This is a genomic window from Vibrio sp. B183 (genome assembly GCF_000740665.1).
GTDB classification, from domain to species: Bacteria; Pseudomonadota; Gammaproteobacteria; order Enterobacterales; family Vibrionaceae; genus Vibrio; species Vibrio coralliilyticus.
Genome location: NZ_JPQB01000013.1, coordinates 92,836 through 109,006, shown reverse-complemented (window position 1 = coordinate 109,006; position 16,171 = coordinate 92,836). Strand labels below are relative to the sequence as shown.

12 protein-coding genes are annotated in these 16,171 nt (G+C 46.3%); 10 read left to right on the top strand and 2 right to left on the bottom strand.

What is annotated here, in order from left to right; all coding sequences use genetic code 11:
* Window positions 1–99: 99 nt before the first annotated feature.
* The gene (gene argS / locus IX95_RS14220) at window positions 100–1,833 is read right to left on the bottom strand and encodes an arginine--tRNA ligase (RefSeq protein ID WP_038161091.1); all 1,734 of its coding nucleotides are present in this window, start codon (window positions 1,831–1,833) and stop codon (window positions 100–102) included.
* 244 nt (window positions 1,834–2,077) lie between these two features.
* Between argS and IX95_RS14215 the strand changes: the two genes are divergently transcribed.
* Window positions 2,078–2,677 (top strand): VOC family protein, encoded by a 600-nt coding sequence (locus tag IX95_RS14215; protein ID WP_038161090.1) that lies wholly within the window; start codon window positions 2,078–2,080, stop codon window positions 2,675–2,677.
* Here the strand turns inward: IX95_RS14215 and IX95_RS14210 are convergent.
* Window positions 2,669–5,443 carry an insulinase family protein gene (locus IX95_RS14210; RefSeq protein WP_038161086.1) on the bottom strand — a complete coding sequence of 925 codons (2,775 nt, stop codon included), beginning with the start codon at window positions 5,441–5,443 and terminating at the stop codon, window positions 2,669–2,671. The two genes, IX95_RS14215 and IX95_RS14210, sit on opposite strands and share 9 nt — an antisense overlap.
* A gap of 239 nt (window positions 5,444–5,682) precedes the next feature.
* Here IX95_RS14210 and sixA point away from each other — a divergent pair, with 239 nt between their 5' ends.
* From sixA to IX95_RS14165, 9 genes are all read left to right on the top strand, one after another.
* On the top strand, window positions 5,683–6,147 hold the full coding sequence (sixA, locus tag IX95_RS14205; protein WP_021457205.1) for a phosphohistidine phosphatase SixA: 465 nt from the start codon (window positions 5,683–5,685) through the stop codon (window positions 6,145–6,147).
* 153 nt (window positions 6,148–6,300) lie between these two features.
* Window positions 6,301–8,394 carry a flagellar biosynthesis protein FlhA gene (flhA, locus tag IX95_RS14200; protein ID WP_038161083.1) on the top strand — a complete coding sequence of 698 codons (2,094 nt, stop codon included), beginning with the start codon at window positions 6,301–6,303 and terminating at the stop codon, window positions 8,392–8,394.
* A gap of 30 nt (window positions 8,395–8,424) precedes the next feature.
* Window positions 8,425–9,906, top strand: a complete 1,482-nt coding sequence (gene flhF, locus IX95_RS14195) for a flagellar biosynthesis protein FlhF (RefSeq protein ID WP_021457206.1) — start codon at window positions 8,425–8,427, stop codon at window positions 9,904–9,906.
* Window positions 9,907–9,919: 13 nt separating this feature from the next.
* Window positions 9,920–10,807, top strand: a complete 888-nt coding sequence (locus IX95_RS14190) for a MinD/ParA family protein (RefSeq protein WP_019277847.1) — start codon at window positions 9,920–9,922, stop codon at window positions 10,805–10,807.
* On the top strand, window positions 10,800–11,534 hold the full coding sequence (locus IX95_RS14185; RefSeq protein ID WP_006959443.1) for an RNA polymerase sigma factor FliA: 735 nt from the start codon (window positions 10,800–10,802) through the stop codon (window positions 11,532–11,534). Before IX95_RS14190 ends, IX95_RS14185 begins: the two co-directional genes overlap by 8 nt.
* A gap of 45 nt (window positions 11,535–11,579) precedes the next feature.
* Complete coding sequence (gene cheY, locus IX95_RS14180; protein ID WP_019277848.1) at window positions 11,580–11,948, top strand: chemotaxis response regulator CheY; 369 nt, start codon at window positions 11,580–11,582, stop codon at window positions 11,946–11,948.
* A gap of 40 nt (window positions 11,949–11,988) precedes the next feature.
* Window positions 11,989–12,708, top strand: coding sequence for a protein phosphatase CheZ (locus IX95_RS14175; protein ID WP_006959441.1), 720 nt, complete (start codon window positions 11,989–11,991; stop codon window positions 12,706–12,708).
* 9 nt (window positions 12,709–12,717) lie between these two features.
* On the top strand, window positions 12,718–15,012 hold the full coding sequence (locus tag IX95_RS14170) for a chemotaxis protein CheA (RefSeq protein ID WP_038161079.1): 2,295 nt from the start codon (window positions 12,718–12,720) through the stop codon (window positions 15,010–15,012).
* A 24-nt stretch (window positions 15,013–15,036) separates the two neighbouring features.
* Window positions 15,037–16,167 carry a protein-glutamate methylesterase/protein-glutamine glutaminase gene (locus tag IX95_RS14165; protein ID WP_038161077.1) on the top strand — a complete coding sequence of 377 codons (1,131 nt, stop codon included), beginning with the start codon at window positions 15,037–15,039 and terminating at the stop codon, window positions 16,165–16,167.
* The last annotated feature ends 4 nt before the right edge of the window (window positions 16,168–16,171 follow it).

Genomic DNA, 16,171 nt, shown 5'->3' with positions numbered 1-16,171 from the left:
GATTCATTCCTATTAGTATTTTTAGCCAGTATACGCCAGATAAAACAAAAGGTTGATGCTTTCACATCAACCTTTATTTTGTATCGCTAAAGCCCTAGCTTACATGCGTTCTAGCGTATCAATACCTAGCAGAGAAAGACCTTGCTTGATGGTCTTCGCTGTCAGTGCTGCCAGCTTCAGGCGACTCTGTTTAACAGACTCATCTTCTGTGTTCAGAATTGGGCATGCTTCGTAGAAGCTTGAGAACTGGCCTGCAAGTTCGAATAGGTAACTACACATGATATGCGGTTGACCTTCACGAGCAACTGACTGCACAGCTTCTTCAAACTGAAGTAGCTTGGCGATAAGAGATTTCTCTTTCTCTTCGGTGATCTGAATGTCACCTGCCAGCTCATCCATAGAGATGCCTGCTTTAGCGAAGATAGAAGCAACACGTGTGTAGGCGTACTGCATGTATGGTGCTGTGTTGCCTTCAAATGCCAACATGTTGTCCCAGTCAAACACGTAGTCAGTCGTACGGTGTTTAGACAGGTCTGCGTACTTAACAGCAGCCATTGCTACAGTGTTGGCGATGTTTTGCTTTTCAGCAGTTTCTAAGTCTGGGTTCTTAGACTCGATAAGCTTGATTGCACGCTCTTCTGCTTCGTCTAGCAGGTCCGCCAGACGAACTGTGCCACCTGCACGCGTCTTAAATGGACGGCCATCTTTACCTAGCATCATACCGAAAGCGTGGTGTTCAAGAGTTACCTCTTCTGGCACATAGCCCGCTTTACGAACGATTGTCCATGCTTGCATCAGGTGTTGATGCTGGCGTGAGTCAATAAAGTACAATACGCGGTCGGCACCTAGCGTCTCGTAGCGGTATTTCGCACAAGCGATATCGGTAGTGGTGTACAAGAAGCCGCCGTCACGCTTCTGGATGATAACACCCATAGGCTCGCCGTCTTTGTTTTTGTACTCTTCAAGGAATACAACTTGTGCGCCGTCATCTTCTTGTGCAAGACCTTGCTCTTTCAGGTCTGCCACAATGCCAGGTAGCATGTTGTTGTACATGCTCTCACCCATTACGTTTTCACGAGTTAGAGAGACATTAAGACGATCGTAGTTGCGTTGGTTTTGGATCATGGTGACATCCACCAGTTTCTTCCACATCTCTGCGCAGTATTCATCACCACCTTGCAGTTTAACCACGTAGTTACGCGCTTTGACTGCAAACTCTTCATCTTCGTCGTACAGCTTTTTCGACTCGCGATAGAAGGCTTCAAGGTCAGCCAGCTCCATTGAAACTTCACCAGACTCTTGCTGAACACGCTCTAGGTTGGCGATAAGCATACCGAACTGAGTACCCCAGTCACCGATGTGGTTAGCACGGATCACTTTATGACCAAGGAATTCGAGAGTACGAACAACAGCGTCACCGATGATTGTTGAACGTAGATGGCCAACGTGCATTTCTTTAGCAACGTTTGGCGCTGAGTAGTCAGCAACGATAGTTTTTTGCGCTTCAGCTGCAACACCAAGGCGAGAGTCAGAAAGTGCGGACTCAGCTTGTTTGGCGAGGAATTCTTCGCTCAGGAAGATGTTGATAAAACCAGGGCCCGCAATTTCAGTTTTGCTTGCGATACCGTCAAGGTCTAGAACATCCAATACTTTTTGAGCAAATTCGCGTGGGTTTGTGCCGAGTTTCTTAGCAACGCCCATCACGCCGTTTGCCTGGTAATCACCAAACTGTGGCTTTGCTGATTGACGAACGGCTGCAGGACTGCCTGCAGGTGCGCCAGCGGCTTCAAGAGCCTGAGATACTTTGTCGTTAATAAGTGCTTGGATATTCACACGCGCTTCCTTCAATTCTTGGGAATTGGTTGGATATGCATTGAGTTATTCAGCTTCGTCAGACGCTATTGCTGAATAATATCCACTCTGGTGGAATGAATGCATATCTCTATATAGTTCATAATTTGGCGCACATAATACCAACTTTATTGCTTTTCTTATAGGGAGTGTTCTGGGAAATTTTCTACTTTTCCTTAGGTTCTTGCTAGTATTGCGGAAAAATCAACGTTTTGGATAGATGAAAATGTCTCAAAGACTACTGGATGCTGAATTGATGCCTTCACAAATGAAAGGCAAGATTGAAGATTTTATGCATAAAATTCAATGTTTAAGCGAGAAACTGCATATTAATTTACGTCCTTTTAAGGCGGATCATATTGCATTACGTATCAATGACTTGGAATTGGCAAAACTGGCTCATCAAGAATGGTTAAAAGAAGGCTGTGAAATATCAAATGCGGTGATAAATGGTCGTCCGATCATTGTGATTGAATTTAGTCAGCCTTTGAAGGCGTTAAATTGGTCGATTGAGTGCTTAGAATTGCCTTATCCAGCCGAGGGAAAAAGCTATCCGCAGCAGTCATGGGAGCACGTCGAGTTCGTTGTGCCTTCGCAAGCTGAAACAGCAGAGGAATTTTTGCAGGGCATCAAGCAACAACAGCCAGAACTTGCGAAACACTGGAATCAGCTGGGAGAGCAGGGAATTAAGGTGAAATTATCGAGCCCGAAAGGAGAGGGCGAGCGACTCAACAACCCAACAGTGGCATTTAAGCACGATGGAATTTGTATCAAGCTTCACCCACATTCATTGAAAAAGATTGTCGAGTCGGAGCAATCAGCCTAAATCGATGTCTTTTGGTCTCAATTGAAATTCCTCAATCGAGCCAATTTCAAAACCTAATTCAAGCGGAGCGGACTCATGATGTGCGTTCCCTTGAGTGTGCATAATGAGACGGTTCGCTGTTCTGGGTTTGAGTTCGTTCACGACAAAGCGAATCATGTCAGCGCGAGTAAGTGTCTTGAGTTCTTCCAACACCACTTCTTTTTGGTTAAAGCCACGATCTTTATTACCTATTGCAACCCATAAACGCTGAGCTCGACTGCGTAGGGTGGTGTCTGGCGTTGCAATCTGGTTCCACAACCCTCGTTTACTGCTGTGCCATTGGTATTCGTTGAGCTCAAGAAGCACCATATAGAACGCATTGAGAAACTCGTCAATCGAGCTAATTAAATCGACAGGAGCGGCATTGGGAGATTGTACATAGAGCACAATACCCGGATGACGATTGAGTGGTAAGTTCCCTGTTCCTACCATATAACCCAGCTGTTGCTTGGTACGTATCTCATGGAAAAACGTAGCTGACATCAGGTGATTAGCCAGTGAGTAGAGAGCGATGTTTCGCGGCTCGATATCGTCACACTGGTAGTATACAACGACGGCAGAATCTTCCTGATTGCATTCCACCGAACATTGGAATGTCCCGTTTTTACCAAGCATCACAAGAGGACGAAGTGCTTCCTCATATTGTTGATTATGGACTCTAAGCGCGTCTTTGAGTGTCTCACCGAGGCTGATTGCATCAGTGCGGGTCCAATCACCATAAACAAACATCTCAACATGCAATTCGGCCAAAATATCCTGAACGAACTCGGCTAACTCTTCGACATGAATAGTCTCGAGTGCTTCCAACAATTCAACGTAAGGTGGGTTATTGGGTTGTAACAGCCCGGTCATGGCGTTGAACAACTGAGAAATGGGTTTGTCTTGGGCTGCGTTACGCCAGTTCCTGATTAACTGAGTTTTGATGGTCTCAAAGCGTTTGGCACTGAACTCACGTTTAGAAAAGCGGTTGAGGATCATTTTCATCAACTCTGGCTGTTTCTTGCTGAAACCAGACAGTGTTAACGTCACGCCACCTTGATGGGCATACATGTTGTAGCCCATACCGGCAATTTCCGCCTGATAGGTCTCTTTAGCCAGTGAATCGAGGAACATCTCTACACATAAGCGTGTTTTGACAATGTTTCTCGGATTAGCGACCGCATGCGGGCTATCAATCGCTACATAGATAACACCTTTAGGTACGCGGAATTCATGGTCTTGGAGGTGCCATAATTTGAAGCCTGGAAGTTCTTCAATGACTTCAGGGATATCAGACCGAGAATCGATGGGCTGCGGATCTAAGTCGTAACAAATAAACGGGTTCTTTGGCGGCAGGCAAAAGCTCAATTCGCTTGTTGCTTTATAGTAGGCCAGCTTCTCTGAATTAAATGGAGTGACGGAGTAGGGAGAAGCGTACCATTGGGCCTGCTTATCATACTTGAAGCCCTGCGCAATTAGCGTAATGCGAAGGTTCTCAGGCGTTAAATATTGCAGCAGGTCTTTGAGTAGAGGTTCGTCATATTCATTCATCATAAAGTCGCCGTAGATTGTATCTTCTGGCGCGTAATGCTGCATGTTGACCACAAGGTGACTGACCAAATCTAATGGTCGTGTCGGCTCTTGAAAGCGGAAAGCCGACTCGAGCACGGCCTGCTTCTCAAGGTAACGCCACTCATCAAACCCATCGCGGCTTAATAGTGTTAAATAGGAGAAAATCGCCTGTACAATTTCATCAACACAGCCAAGTCCCTCTGTGGTTAACGCGCAGCTAACCGTAAATTCACGATAGTTGCTGCCACTGGTGCCACCACCGGCAGAAAGGGAAGTGATCCAACCTGCTTCCTTCAACGCTAACATCAGGCTGCCTTCACCCTCATAACCAAGCAAATGCGCGAAATAAGAGAGAGGTTTCTGACGATAATGCTCATCCATACTTGGCATTGGGAAGGTCAGTATCAGTTTCCGGATTTCTTTGATTGGCTCTACATTCACCAAAATGCTGGTGGAGTTTTTGTCCGTATAGGGTGTGCTGATAGATTTACCCGCCAGGCCATGGGTTGGGATGGACGAAAATCTTTCTTCCACCCAGAGCGCAAGCTTGTCTGGAGATTGAGGGCCCATAACGGTTAGCGTCATCAAATCCGCAGAGTATTGCTGATAGTGAAATTCGACAATCTCGTCACGGATCGACTGCCCATCACGATCACCGAGTGTTTCTAGGTTGCCTACCGAAAACTTGGCAAACGGATGTTCCGGATTCACCAGCTCCTTGTGAACCTGATACAGACGACGAGAATCATCTTTAAGTTTGAGCTTATATTCAGATTCAACCGCTTGGCGTTCTTTATCTAGCGCTTCAGGGTTAAACAGTGGTGCAGTAAAAAATTGGCTAAACCGGTCGAGGCTATCCTCAAAGGCTGAAGGAGTAACGTCAAAAAAGTAGCAAGTGTGCTCGGTGCCAGTCCAAGCATTATTGCTGCCACCGTGCTGATTAATATAGCTTTGAAACTCCCCGACTTTAGGGTATTTTTCTGTACCCAAAAACAGCATATGTTCTAGGTAATGAGCGAGCCCCTGACGATCCATCGGGTCATCAAAATGCCCTACATTGACTGCAAGCGCGGCGGCTGATTTTTGTGCATCGCGATCCTGAACCACCAAGACTCTGAGCCCGTTTTCCAACGTGAGGTAGCGATATTGGTTGGTGTCATTTGGGCTTATATGCACAAGGGTCTCTCCGCTGAAGATGCTTAGATACTAGTATGTACGGGATGTGAACGAGTGCCAACTATCTCTTTGAGAAATATAAGCATACGTAATTTAATTATCCATTCCTTAAGATTGTTAAGAAAGTCGAAGTCTTTAGCAAGGTACTTGATATAATTATTTTTAAACGGGCAGCAAAAGTCCGTGTATTAAAGAATAACATTGCGGTTAGTAAGCAGTCACCGATTTAGGAAGAAGCCATGAAAATATTTATAATGCGCCACGGAGAAGCAGAGCATTACGCAGCTTCTGACGCTGAGCGTGCGCTAACAGAAAGAGGACGCAGTGCCTCAGCCGCAGTGGCCAGAGCTTGTGCAGAACAAGGCTATGCCCAGTTTGATAAAGTACTAGTAAGCCCTTACTTGCGGGCCCAACAAACCTGGCAGGAAGTATCCCGAAGTTTCAACGCCAAACAAATCCAAACGTTTGAAGAGATCACGCCATATGGTGAGTCGACTCATGTGGCGGATTATGTTGCTGCGGTTGCCGAAGTGGAAGGTCTTGAATCGATCCTGTTAGTCTCACACTTGCCATTGGTCGGTTATCTGACGGCGGAATTTGTGCCAGATATGGTGCCACCGATGTTTCCTACCTCCGGTATCGTATGTGTTGATTACGATCTGAATAAACGACGTGGTGAGCTGATTTTTAATATCCAACCTTAAAGTACATTGCTTGTGTAGGAAGTAATGTAATTCAATGAGTTACAGCTTTCTGCGACTTTTCTGTTTAGCCATAAAATTGACAGGACTTATGGACTGGAACTTGCATAACCGCCTAAGTCCCTTAATTTTGGTTAAATTATAGATTTCTCTTCTATGAAGTTTACATTGCCGTTCGCGGATAAGTTACCTCCCATCCCTCAGAGAGCGATGCCAGCGATAGGTGCGCCTGTCATGGTATTGGCGACACTGGCGATGGTCGTGCTGCCAATACCGCCATTCCTGCTCGACTTATTCTTCACATTTAACATCGCACTGGCGATGGTGGTGCTATTGGTCACAGTCTACACCCGTAGGCCATTAGATTTCGCTGCGTTTCCAACCGTACTTCTTATCGCGACTTTACTGCGCCTAGCGTTGAACGTTGCTTCAACTCGAGTTGTTTTGTTGTATGGCCACGAAGGTACCGGAGCGGCAGGTAGTGTGATTGAAGCGTTTGGTAGCGTGGTGATTGGTGGTAATTATGCCGTTGGTCTTGTTGTCTTCCTTATCCTGATGATCATCAACTTTATGGTTGTGACCAAAGGTGCAGGTCGTATTTCTGAAGTGAGCGCACGTTTTACCTTGGATGCGTTACCAGGTAAGCAAATGGCGATCGATGCTGACTTGAACGCAGGATTGATCGATCAAGACCAAGCGCGCACTCGTCGCCAGGAAGTGACGAAAGAAGCTGACTTTTACGGTTCGATGGACGGTGCATCAAAATTTGTTAAGGGTGATGCCATTGCAGGTATCCTGATTCTGTTTATCAACATCATCGGTGGTCTATCGATTGGTATGGCCCAGTATGGATTGGCATTCAGTGACGCCATCCAGATCTATACCTTGTTGACTATTGGTGATGGCTTGGTTGCTCAGATACCGTCGCTACTCTTGTCGATTGGTGCTGCAATCATGGTGACTCGCCAGAACACTGACGAGGATATGGGACAGCAGGTTGTGTTCCAGATGTTCGACAACCCGAAAGCACTAATGATTACCGCTGGTATTCTTGGCGTGATGGGTGTCGTGCCCGGTATGCCGCATTTTGCATTCTTGTTACTTGCGATTATGGCAGGTGCTGGCGCGTACTGGATTCATCGTAAACAGAAACAGGAAGCGGAGAAATCTAATTTACCAGCCACTACAGAGCAAGATGCGCCGACGCCTAAAGAATTGTCTTGGGATGACGTTCAACCCGTTGACATCATTGGTCTTGAGGTAGGTTACCGCTTGATCCCGTTAGTGGACAAAGACCAAGGAGGCGAGTTGTTAGAACGGGTTAAGGGCGTTCGCAAAAAACTCTCGCAAGATTTTGGTTTTCTGATTCCTGCGGTCCACATTCGCGACAACTTGGAGCTGACTCCCAATAGTTATCGGATTACTTTGATGGGCGTTGCAGTAGGTGAAGCAGAGATTCGCCCTGATATGGAGTTGGCTATTAACCCGGGGCAGGTATATGGCATGGTGGAAGGCGAACCAACCATTGACCCTGCTTTTGGTCTTGAGGCAGTGTGGATCAAAGATGAGCAGCGAGAGCACGCCCAAGCACTTGGTTATACCGTAGTGGACTCTTCTACCGTTCTTGCTACTCATTTAAGTCAACTACTAACGAACAACGCTTCAAATCTGATTGGTCATGAGGAAGTGCAAAACCTGCTAGAGATGCTTGGTCGAAGTGCGCCTAAATTGGTAGAGAACTTTGTGCCGGATCAGCTTCAGCTGGGCGTTGTGGTGAAAGTATTACAGAACTTGCTTAATGAAGCGGTACCTATCCGAGACATCCGAACTATCGTCCAAACCTTGGCTGAATATTCAAGCAAGAGTCAAGAACCTGACATCCTCACAGCCGCCGTTCGCATTTCTTTAAAACGATTAATTGTTCAGGAAATCAATGGAATAGAGCCAGAGTTGCCAGTTATTACATTGATTCCTGAGCTGGAACAAATATTGCATCAAACAATGCAAGCATCTGGGGGAGAGTCTGCAGGCATCGAACCAGGTTTGGCAGAACGACTACAATCTTCTTTAACTCAGGCAACTCAAGAGCAAGAGTTGAAAGGAGAGCCAGCCGTCCTTCTGACCTCTGGCGTATTGCGTTCAACATTGGCTAAGTTTGTGAAGAACACAATCCCATCGCTGCGAGTGCTCTCTTATCAGGAAATCCCAGACGAGAAACAAATACGTATTGTTCAAGCCGTTGGTAACTAGCAGTAATGCGTGAATAGATGGATATCTACTTTGAAGATTAAACGATTTTTTGCCAAAGACATGCGTACCGCCTTACTCCAAGTCAAAGGGGAGTTAGGTGATGATGCGGTTATCATGTCTAATAAAAAAGTCGCTGGTGGTGTGGAGATTGTTGCAGCGGTAGACAATGAGACAGCCGCGGCGCGCTCAGGCGCTAACTATAACTCCCAACCTCGCTACAACAACTCTCAGGCCGCTGCGAATATGAAGAGCGCGCCAACTCCTAAGCAACGTCAGTTAGACGAAGATAGAGTGAGTCTGCAAGGTAAGGCGGACTCAGGCCGCTCCATGACGAAGCGCTTTGCAAACATGCTTAAGCAATACAGCAACGGTGCTGGAGAAGCCGATGGCAATGAGCCAGAAAGTGCGGACTCACTATCGGCATTACTTAAGAGACAATCGGCTGCTCGAGGGGATAATAACGGCGTTCAGGTACGTGAAGACTCTCCGTTAGCCCGACTCATTGCAGAAGACCGAAGCGCAGAGCGACCTGCTCCACGTCTTGATCCGACACGTTATGAACGTAGTCGTGCCGAAGAGCAGAATGTGCGCGGCGAAGATCTTGAAGATATGCGTGAAGAGATGACGTCAATTCGCCGACTTCTTGAGCATCAAGTATCTGGACTTATGTGGCAGGAAGTTGAGCGCCGCGAACCTCTTCGTGCGATGTTGATTAAACGACTTGAACGTATGGGGGTTTCTGCTGAGCTAGCGGATCAACTCGCATGTTATATTCCTGAAGATACGCCACCAACAAAAGCATGGAAAGCGTTGCTGGGTCTAGTTTCGGACCAAATTCCTATTTCCAAACAAGATATTCTTAAACGTGGTGGCGTGGTTGCCTTACTAGGGCCTACAGGCGTGGGTAAAACGACGACGGTTGCCAAGCTTGCAGCAAGAGCTGCAATGGAGTTTGGCTCAGACAACGTCGCCTTAGTTACAACGGATACTTATCGTATCGGTGCACACGAGCAATTATCGATTTACGGTCGCATTATGGGATGTGCAGTAAAAGTTGCTAAAGATTCCAAAGAGTTAGCCGATGTAATATATCAACTGAGAAATCGTCGCCTAATTCTGGTTGATACAGCAGGTATGGGACAGCGTGATGTTCGCTTATCAGAGCAGCTTGATACGCTCATGCATGAAAGCGGTGAAGTGATTCATAGCTACCTAGTTTTACCTGCTACCGCGCAGCGCAAGGTACTGCAAGAGACCATCGACCACTTTAAGAGAATTCCACTTTCGGGTTGTATTCTCACCAAACTGGATGAGTCGTTAAGCCTAGGAGAGTTTGTCAGTGTCGTAGTACAAAACTCATTACCTGTGGCTTATATCGCGAATGGACAGCGAGTTCCGGAAGACATAGTGATAGCGCAGCCTAAGTACATGGTTGCGAAGGCAAATGAATTGTTAGAGAAGTCGACAGATGACGAACCTCACTATTGGAATAGTGAATCAGAAAGGTTCTAGGCGGCGGACGATTATGACTAAGAATATGATACAAGACCAAGCAAGCGGACTACGCCGCTTAACACAACCTTCACTGACTAAAGTAATTGCGGTTACTGGTGGTAAGGGCGGCGTGGGTAAATCAAATGTGACTTTAGGCCTTGCGATATGTATGGCGCGCCAAGGCAAAAAGGTCATGGTGCTTGATGCTGACCTTGGTTTGGCAAATGTTGATGTAATGCTGGGTATACGGTCGAAGAAAAACCTCGGCCATGTATTAGCAGGCGAATGTGACTTACAAGATGCTATTGTTGAAGGACCGTATGGAATAAAAATTATTCCGGCGACTTCTGGCACTCAGTCAATGACCGAATTGTCTCATGCGCAACATGTCGGTTTAATTCGTGCTTTTGGCAGCCTAGAAGATGAGATGGACGTGTTACTCATTGATACTGCTGCCGGGATCTCAGATATGGTAGTGAGCTTTTCACGCGCAGCTCAGGATGTGGTAGTTGTGGTTTGTGACGAACCGACTTCTATCACGGATGCATATGCTCTGATCAAACTTTTGAGTAAAGAACACCAAGTTCAACGATTTAAAATTGTTGCAAATATGGTCAGAAGCTATCGTGAAGGGAGAGAATTGTTCGCAAAGTTGACCTTGGTCACAGAGCGATTCTTGAATGTTAGCCTTGAGCTCGTAGCATGTATTCCATTGGATGATAAAGTTCGACAAGCTGTGAAAAAACAAAAGATTGTCGTGGATGCATTCCCTCGTTCGCCAGCGTCATTAGCTTTGGGATCGTTAGCAAATAAAGCGCTAACTTGGCCAATTCCTAAGACACCGAGTGGACATCTGGAGTTTTTTGTAGAACGCTTACTTCATAGAACAGAGATGTTAGAGGAACCATTTGGTGAATAAGGCATTGACCTATGACCAATACGCAAATCAAGACAGCCAGCGAGCATTTTTAGAAAAATACTCGGTGCTGGTAAAGCGCATTGCTCACCATTTGCTCGGGCGATTACCTCCGAGCGTACAGGTCGAAGACCTAATTCAAGCCGGAATGATTGGCTTATTAGAAGCTCAAAAGAACTACGACGGCAGTAAAGGCGCCAGTTTTGAAACCTATGCTGGCATTCGCATCCGTGGTGCTATGCTTGATGATATACGCCGTGGGGATTGGGTTCCCCGCTCAGTACACAAAAACAGTCGAGAAATCAGTCAGGCCATTGCGCAGTTAGAAGGTGAACTCAATCGGGACCCAACCGATGCAGAGGTCGCCAAGCGCTTAGAAATGAGCCTTGAGCAATACCACAGTGCATTAACGGATATTAACAGTTCTCGTCTCATTGGTATTGACGATTTAGGTGTGTCAGAAGATGCGATATCGCACGAAGATGCTGACGAAGAAAATATCCCTTTTCAGGGCGTCGCAGATGAATATTTTCGTACTGCACTAGTAGAATCAATTAAATCACTTCCTGAAAGAGAAGCTCTAGTACTTTCGCTTTATTATGATGAAGAGTTAAACTTGAAGGAAATCGGCGAAGTTATTGGTGTTAGCGAGTCGCGCGTTAGCCAAATACTAAGCCAATCAATGCAGCGTCTACGCACAAAGTTGAGTGTTTGGACAAATAATGACTAAAAATCACTGATATCGAACTCAGTGGAGGCAATTTTGAATAAAAACATGAAGATCCTTATTGTTGACGACTTTTCAACAATGCGCCGTATCGTTAAGAACTTACTTCGTGACTTGGGTTTCAATAACACTCAAGAAGCGGATGACGGCTTAACGGCGTTACCAATGCTTAAGAAAGGTGAGTTCGACTTTGTAGTAACAGACTGGAACATGCCTGGTATGCAAGGTATCGACCTTCTGAAGCATATTCGTGCCGACGAGGAGCTTAAGCATCTACCTGTTCTTATGATCACAGCAGAAGCGAAGCGCGAACAAATCATTGAAGCTGCGCAAGCAGGTGTTAATGGCTATATCGTTAAGCCATTTACCGCAGCTACACTAAAAGAAAAATTAGATAAAATCTTTGAGCGTTTATAAGTCAAGGAATTGACTACGTAACGCGAAAGGCCAATTCAGAATGATTTCATTAGAACAGGCAAAGCACCTCGTAGAGTTGTTAGAAAACGATCAGCAGAAAGAAGCTGACCAACTTGTCAAAGACATACATGAAGGCTCTTCTAATCCAATGCTACAGGAAATAGGTGAGCTGACGCGTGATCTTCACGAATCTATCAAGCAATTTAGCATTGATGAACGCATGAGTGAGATTGCGAACGATGAAATTCCTGATGCTAGGGACAGACTCCAGTATGTCATTGATAAGACAGAAACTGCGGCGAATAAAACCATGGATGCTGTTGACCGCTGCATGCCAATAGCAGACAACCTTCATGAAGGATTGCTCCAGGTCCGCCCTCAGTGGAACGAATTAATGCATGGGCGTATTGAACTTGCAGAATTTAAAGCTCTGTGCCATCGCATTGATGGTCTACTTGGTGAAGTAGAAGGAGATAGCTCCGAGCTTAGAGGGCAGCTAACAGAAATTCTAATGGCGCAGGATTTTCAAGATTTGACAGGTCAAATCATTCGTAGAGTGATTACCCTCGTTAATGAAGTTGAAAAGAGACTAGTGGAAATTCTGACAGCGTTTGGCGCAAGTCAACTACAAGACGCTGCAAACGATAAGAACAAATCATCGATAGACCCAGAGGGGCCAATACTCAACCCTCATGAAAGGGAAGATGCGGTTTCATCACAAGACGAAGTCGACGACTTACTCTCAAGTCTTGGGTTTTAGAGGTAACTTATGAGCTATGAATTAGACGAAGACATTCTACAGGACTTTTTGGTTGAAGCTGGCGAGATACTAGAGCTTCTTTCTGAACAGTTGGTAGAACTAGAAAACAACCCTGACGACAAAGACCTTTTAAATGCAATATTTCGTGGTTTCCACACTGTCAAAGGCGGGGCGGGTTTCTTATCATTAACCGAACTGGTTGATACCTGCCACGGTGCTGAAAACGTGTTTGATATTTTGCGTAACGGTCAGCGCCAGGTTACAGCAAGTCTAATGGATACCATGCTGAATGCGCTGGATACTGTCAACGAGCAGTTTCAGGCAGTACAGGATAGAGAGCCTCTGACTCCAGCAGATCAAGCATTGCTTGATGAGCTGCATCGTCTAAGCAAACCTCAAACTGAAGATGAAGCCGAACCTACGGCAGAAGCGCCTGCTGATCCAGTAGTGGAAGAGCCTATTGTTGAAGAGCCTGTCGCTTCAGAACCAGTGGAAGTATCACCAGAAGCACCTAGTACGCAAGCCGTGTCCGCTGGTTCTATTGACGAAATTACACAAGATGAATTTGAAAAATTATTAGACGAGCTTCATGGTGAAGGTAGTGCACCAGGGACCTCTGAAGCCGCTGCAGCAACAGAGGCTCCGGCCGCTCCGTCTGTGCTTGATGGTGATATGAGCGGTGACATTACTGATGATGAATTTGAAAAGCTTTTAGATGAGCTACATGGTAGCGGGAAAGCTCCCGGTGAAGGTTCGGCAGCCACTCCTGCCCCGCCACCGCCGAGTAAACCTGAAACGCCTGCACCTGCAGCTGCTGCCAGTGGTGGCGATAGCGATTTAATGACAGACGCTGAGTTTGAAAAGCTACTTGATGATTTACACGGTTCAGGTAAGGGGCCTTCAGTTGAAGAGCTTGATGCAGCAACCAAGCCCGCAACACAAAATGTAGAGCAAGCCCCAGAACCTGCTAAGCCAGCGCCAGCCCAAAAAGCTGCAGCACCAGCTCCTAAGGCGGCAGCACCTGCAGCTTCAACTGTTGCATCTGCCCCAAAACCAAAAGAGAAAGCTGCACCGCCAGCTAAAAAAGAAGCTGCTCCGCCAGCGACACAAGCCAAGAAACCTCAAGCTGAAGCAACTGTACGGGTAGATACATCAACACTAGATACCATTATGAATATGGTCGGTGAATTGGTGCTTGTTCGTAACCGACTGCTAAGTTTGGGCCTCAACAGCAATGATGAAGAAATGTCAAAAGCGGTAGCGAACTTGGATGTTGTTACTGCTGATCTTCAAGGCGCTGTGATGAAAACACGCATGCAGCCCATCAAGAAGGTATTCGGTCGTTTCCCTCGTGTTGTTCGAGATTTAGCTCGTAGTCTGAAGAAAGATATTAATCTTGAGATGCGTGGTGAAGATACAGACTTGGATAAAAACCTAGTTGAAGCACTAGCGGATCCACTGATTCACTTGGTACGTAACTCTGTCGACCACGGCGTTGAAATGCCTGATGACCGAGTCAAGGCCGGTAAACCGAGAACGGGTAAAGTTATCCTGTCTGCTTCTCAAGAGGGCGATCATATCGAATTAGCCATTGTAGATGATGGTGGTGGTATGGACCCAGATAAGCTTCGAGGTATTGCGGTCAAGCGCGGTATCATGGATGAGGATGCAGCTTCTCGCTTGACCAATAAAGAATGTTTTAACCTGATCTTTATGCCTGGCTTCTCTAGTAAAGAACAAATTTCAGACATTTCTGGTCGTGGTGTGGGCATGGATGTGGTGAAAACCGCTATTAACACCCTTAATGGCTCCATCGACATCGATTCAGAAATGGGTAAAGGAACCAAGATTACGATTAAAGTTCCGTTAACTCTGGCTATTCTTCCTACCTTGATGGTCGGTGTTGCTGGACATCCGTTTGCGCTACCACTGGCAAGCGTGAATGAAATTTTCCACCTCGACTTGAGCAGGACTAACGTCGTAGACGGTCAGTTGACTATTATCGTTCGTGAAAAATCGATTCCGTTGTTCTACTTACAGAATTGGTTAGCGCCTCAAGCTGGAGATGTAGAGCTTCGTAAAGGTCATGGGCATGTTGTGATTGTCCAGATCGGTAGCCAACGTGTTGGTTTTGTTGTGGATACCTTGATTGGGCAAGAAGAAGTGGTTATTAAACCGCTTGATAGCATGCTTCAAGGCACGCCAGGAATGGCAGGTGCAACGATTACCAGCGATGGTCATATCGCTCTAATTCTGGATGTGCCGGATTTGCTTAAGCAGTATGCAGCTGCTTCTCGAATCTAAGTCGTAGAACAAAAAAGGATTGCTATGGCGATTAAAGTTTTAGTGGTAGATGATTCGAGTTTTTTCCGTCGCCGAGTCAGTGAAATAATCAATTCAGAGCCTAGACTAGAGGTGATGGATGTTGCGACCAATGGTAAAGAAGCGGTCGAAAAAGCGATCAGATTGAAGCCAGACGTCATTACTATGGACATTGAAATGCCAGTCATGGACGGTATAACAGCCGTTCGTGAGATCATGGCAAAAAGTCCGGTTCCAATTTTGATGTTCTCTTCTTTGACTCATGATGGTGCTAAAGCAACGTTAGATGCGCTTGATGCAGGTGCATTGGACTTTTTGCCGAAGAAGTTTGAGGATATTGCACGTAACCGTGATGATGCAGTTTCTCTGTTACAGCAGCGCGTAATTCAAATCTCGTCACGCCGTACCTTTATGCGTCGCCCTGCGGCAAAACCAGCACCAACGGCTACTCCGACGGCAAGGCAACCTGCTACGTCGACTGCTCCTACGCAGCGGACGACGCGCCCAGCAGCGACCGCCTCTAAGCCGTCTTCAGCTGCAAGATTTAAAGCAAGTGGCAAAAAATACCAGCTGACTGCAATCGGTACCTCCACAGGAGGGCCTGTTGCATTACAAAAAATACTTACAAAGCTACCCGCTAACTATCCGCATCCAATTGTGTTGATTCAGCATATGCCAGCAACGTTTACGGCTGCGTTCGCGAGTCGTTTAAACTCGCTGTGTAAAATTCAGGTTAAAGAAGCGGCTGATGGTGATGTGCTCAAACCAGGAGTTGCATACCTTGCGCCTGGCGGTAAACAGATGATGATTGACGGGCGCCCAGGCTCTGCAAAGTTACGTGTCATCGATGGCGGTGAGCGAATGAATTATAAGCCTTGTGTTGATGTAACCTTTGGCAGTGCAGCAAAAATCTATTCTGATCAAGTACTTTCAATGGTTCTAACAGGTATGGGAGCAGATGGAAGAGAAGGCGCTCGTATGTTGAAAAGCGCAGGCTCAACAATTTGGGCGCAAGACGAAGAGAGTTGTGTTGTTTATGGCATGCCTCAAGCCGTGGCCAAAGCGGGTATTTCCACCGAAGACCTACCATTGGAGCGTATTGCTGAGCGCATTCTGGTAGAAGTTGGCCTGTCGTAGAGGT

Coding starts and splice junctions, on each gene's coding strand:
- IX95_RS14215 (WP_038161090.1), top strand. CDS start 2,078: ATGTCTCAAAGACTACTGGATGCTGAATTGATGCCTTCACAAATGAAA.
- sixA (WP_021457205.1), top strand. CDS start 5,683: ATGAAAATATTTATAATGCGCCACGGAGAAGCAGAGCATTACGCAGCT.
- flhA (WP_038161083.1), top strand. CDS start 6,301: ATGAAGTTTACATTGCCGTTCGCGGATAAGTTACCTCCCATCCCTCAG.
- IX95_RS14190 (WP_019277847.1), top strand. CDS start 9,920: ATGACTAAGAATATGATACAAGACCAAGCAAGCGGACTACGCCGCTTA.
- cheY (WP_019277848.1), top strand. CDS start 11,580: ATGAAGATCCTTATTGTTGACGACTTTTCAACAATGCGCCGTATCGTT.
- IX95_RS14175 (WP_006959441.1), top strand. CDS start 11,989: ATGATTTCATTAGAACAGGCAAAGCACCTCGTAGAGTTGTTAGAAAAC.
- IX95_RS14170 (WP_038161079.1), top strand. CDS start 12,718: ATGAGCTATGAATTAGACGAAGACATTCTACAGGACTTTTTGGTTGAA.
- IX95_RS14165 (WP_038161077.1), top strand. CDS start 15,037: ATGGCGATTAAAGTTTTAGTGGTAGATGATTCGAGTTTTTTCCGTCGC.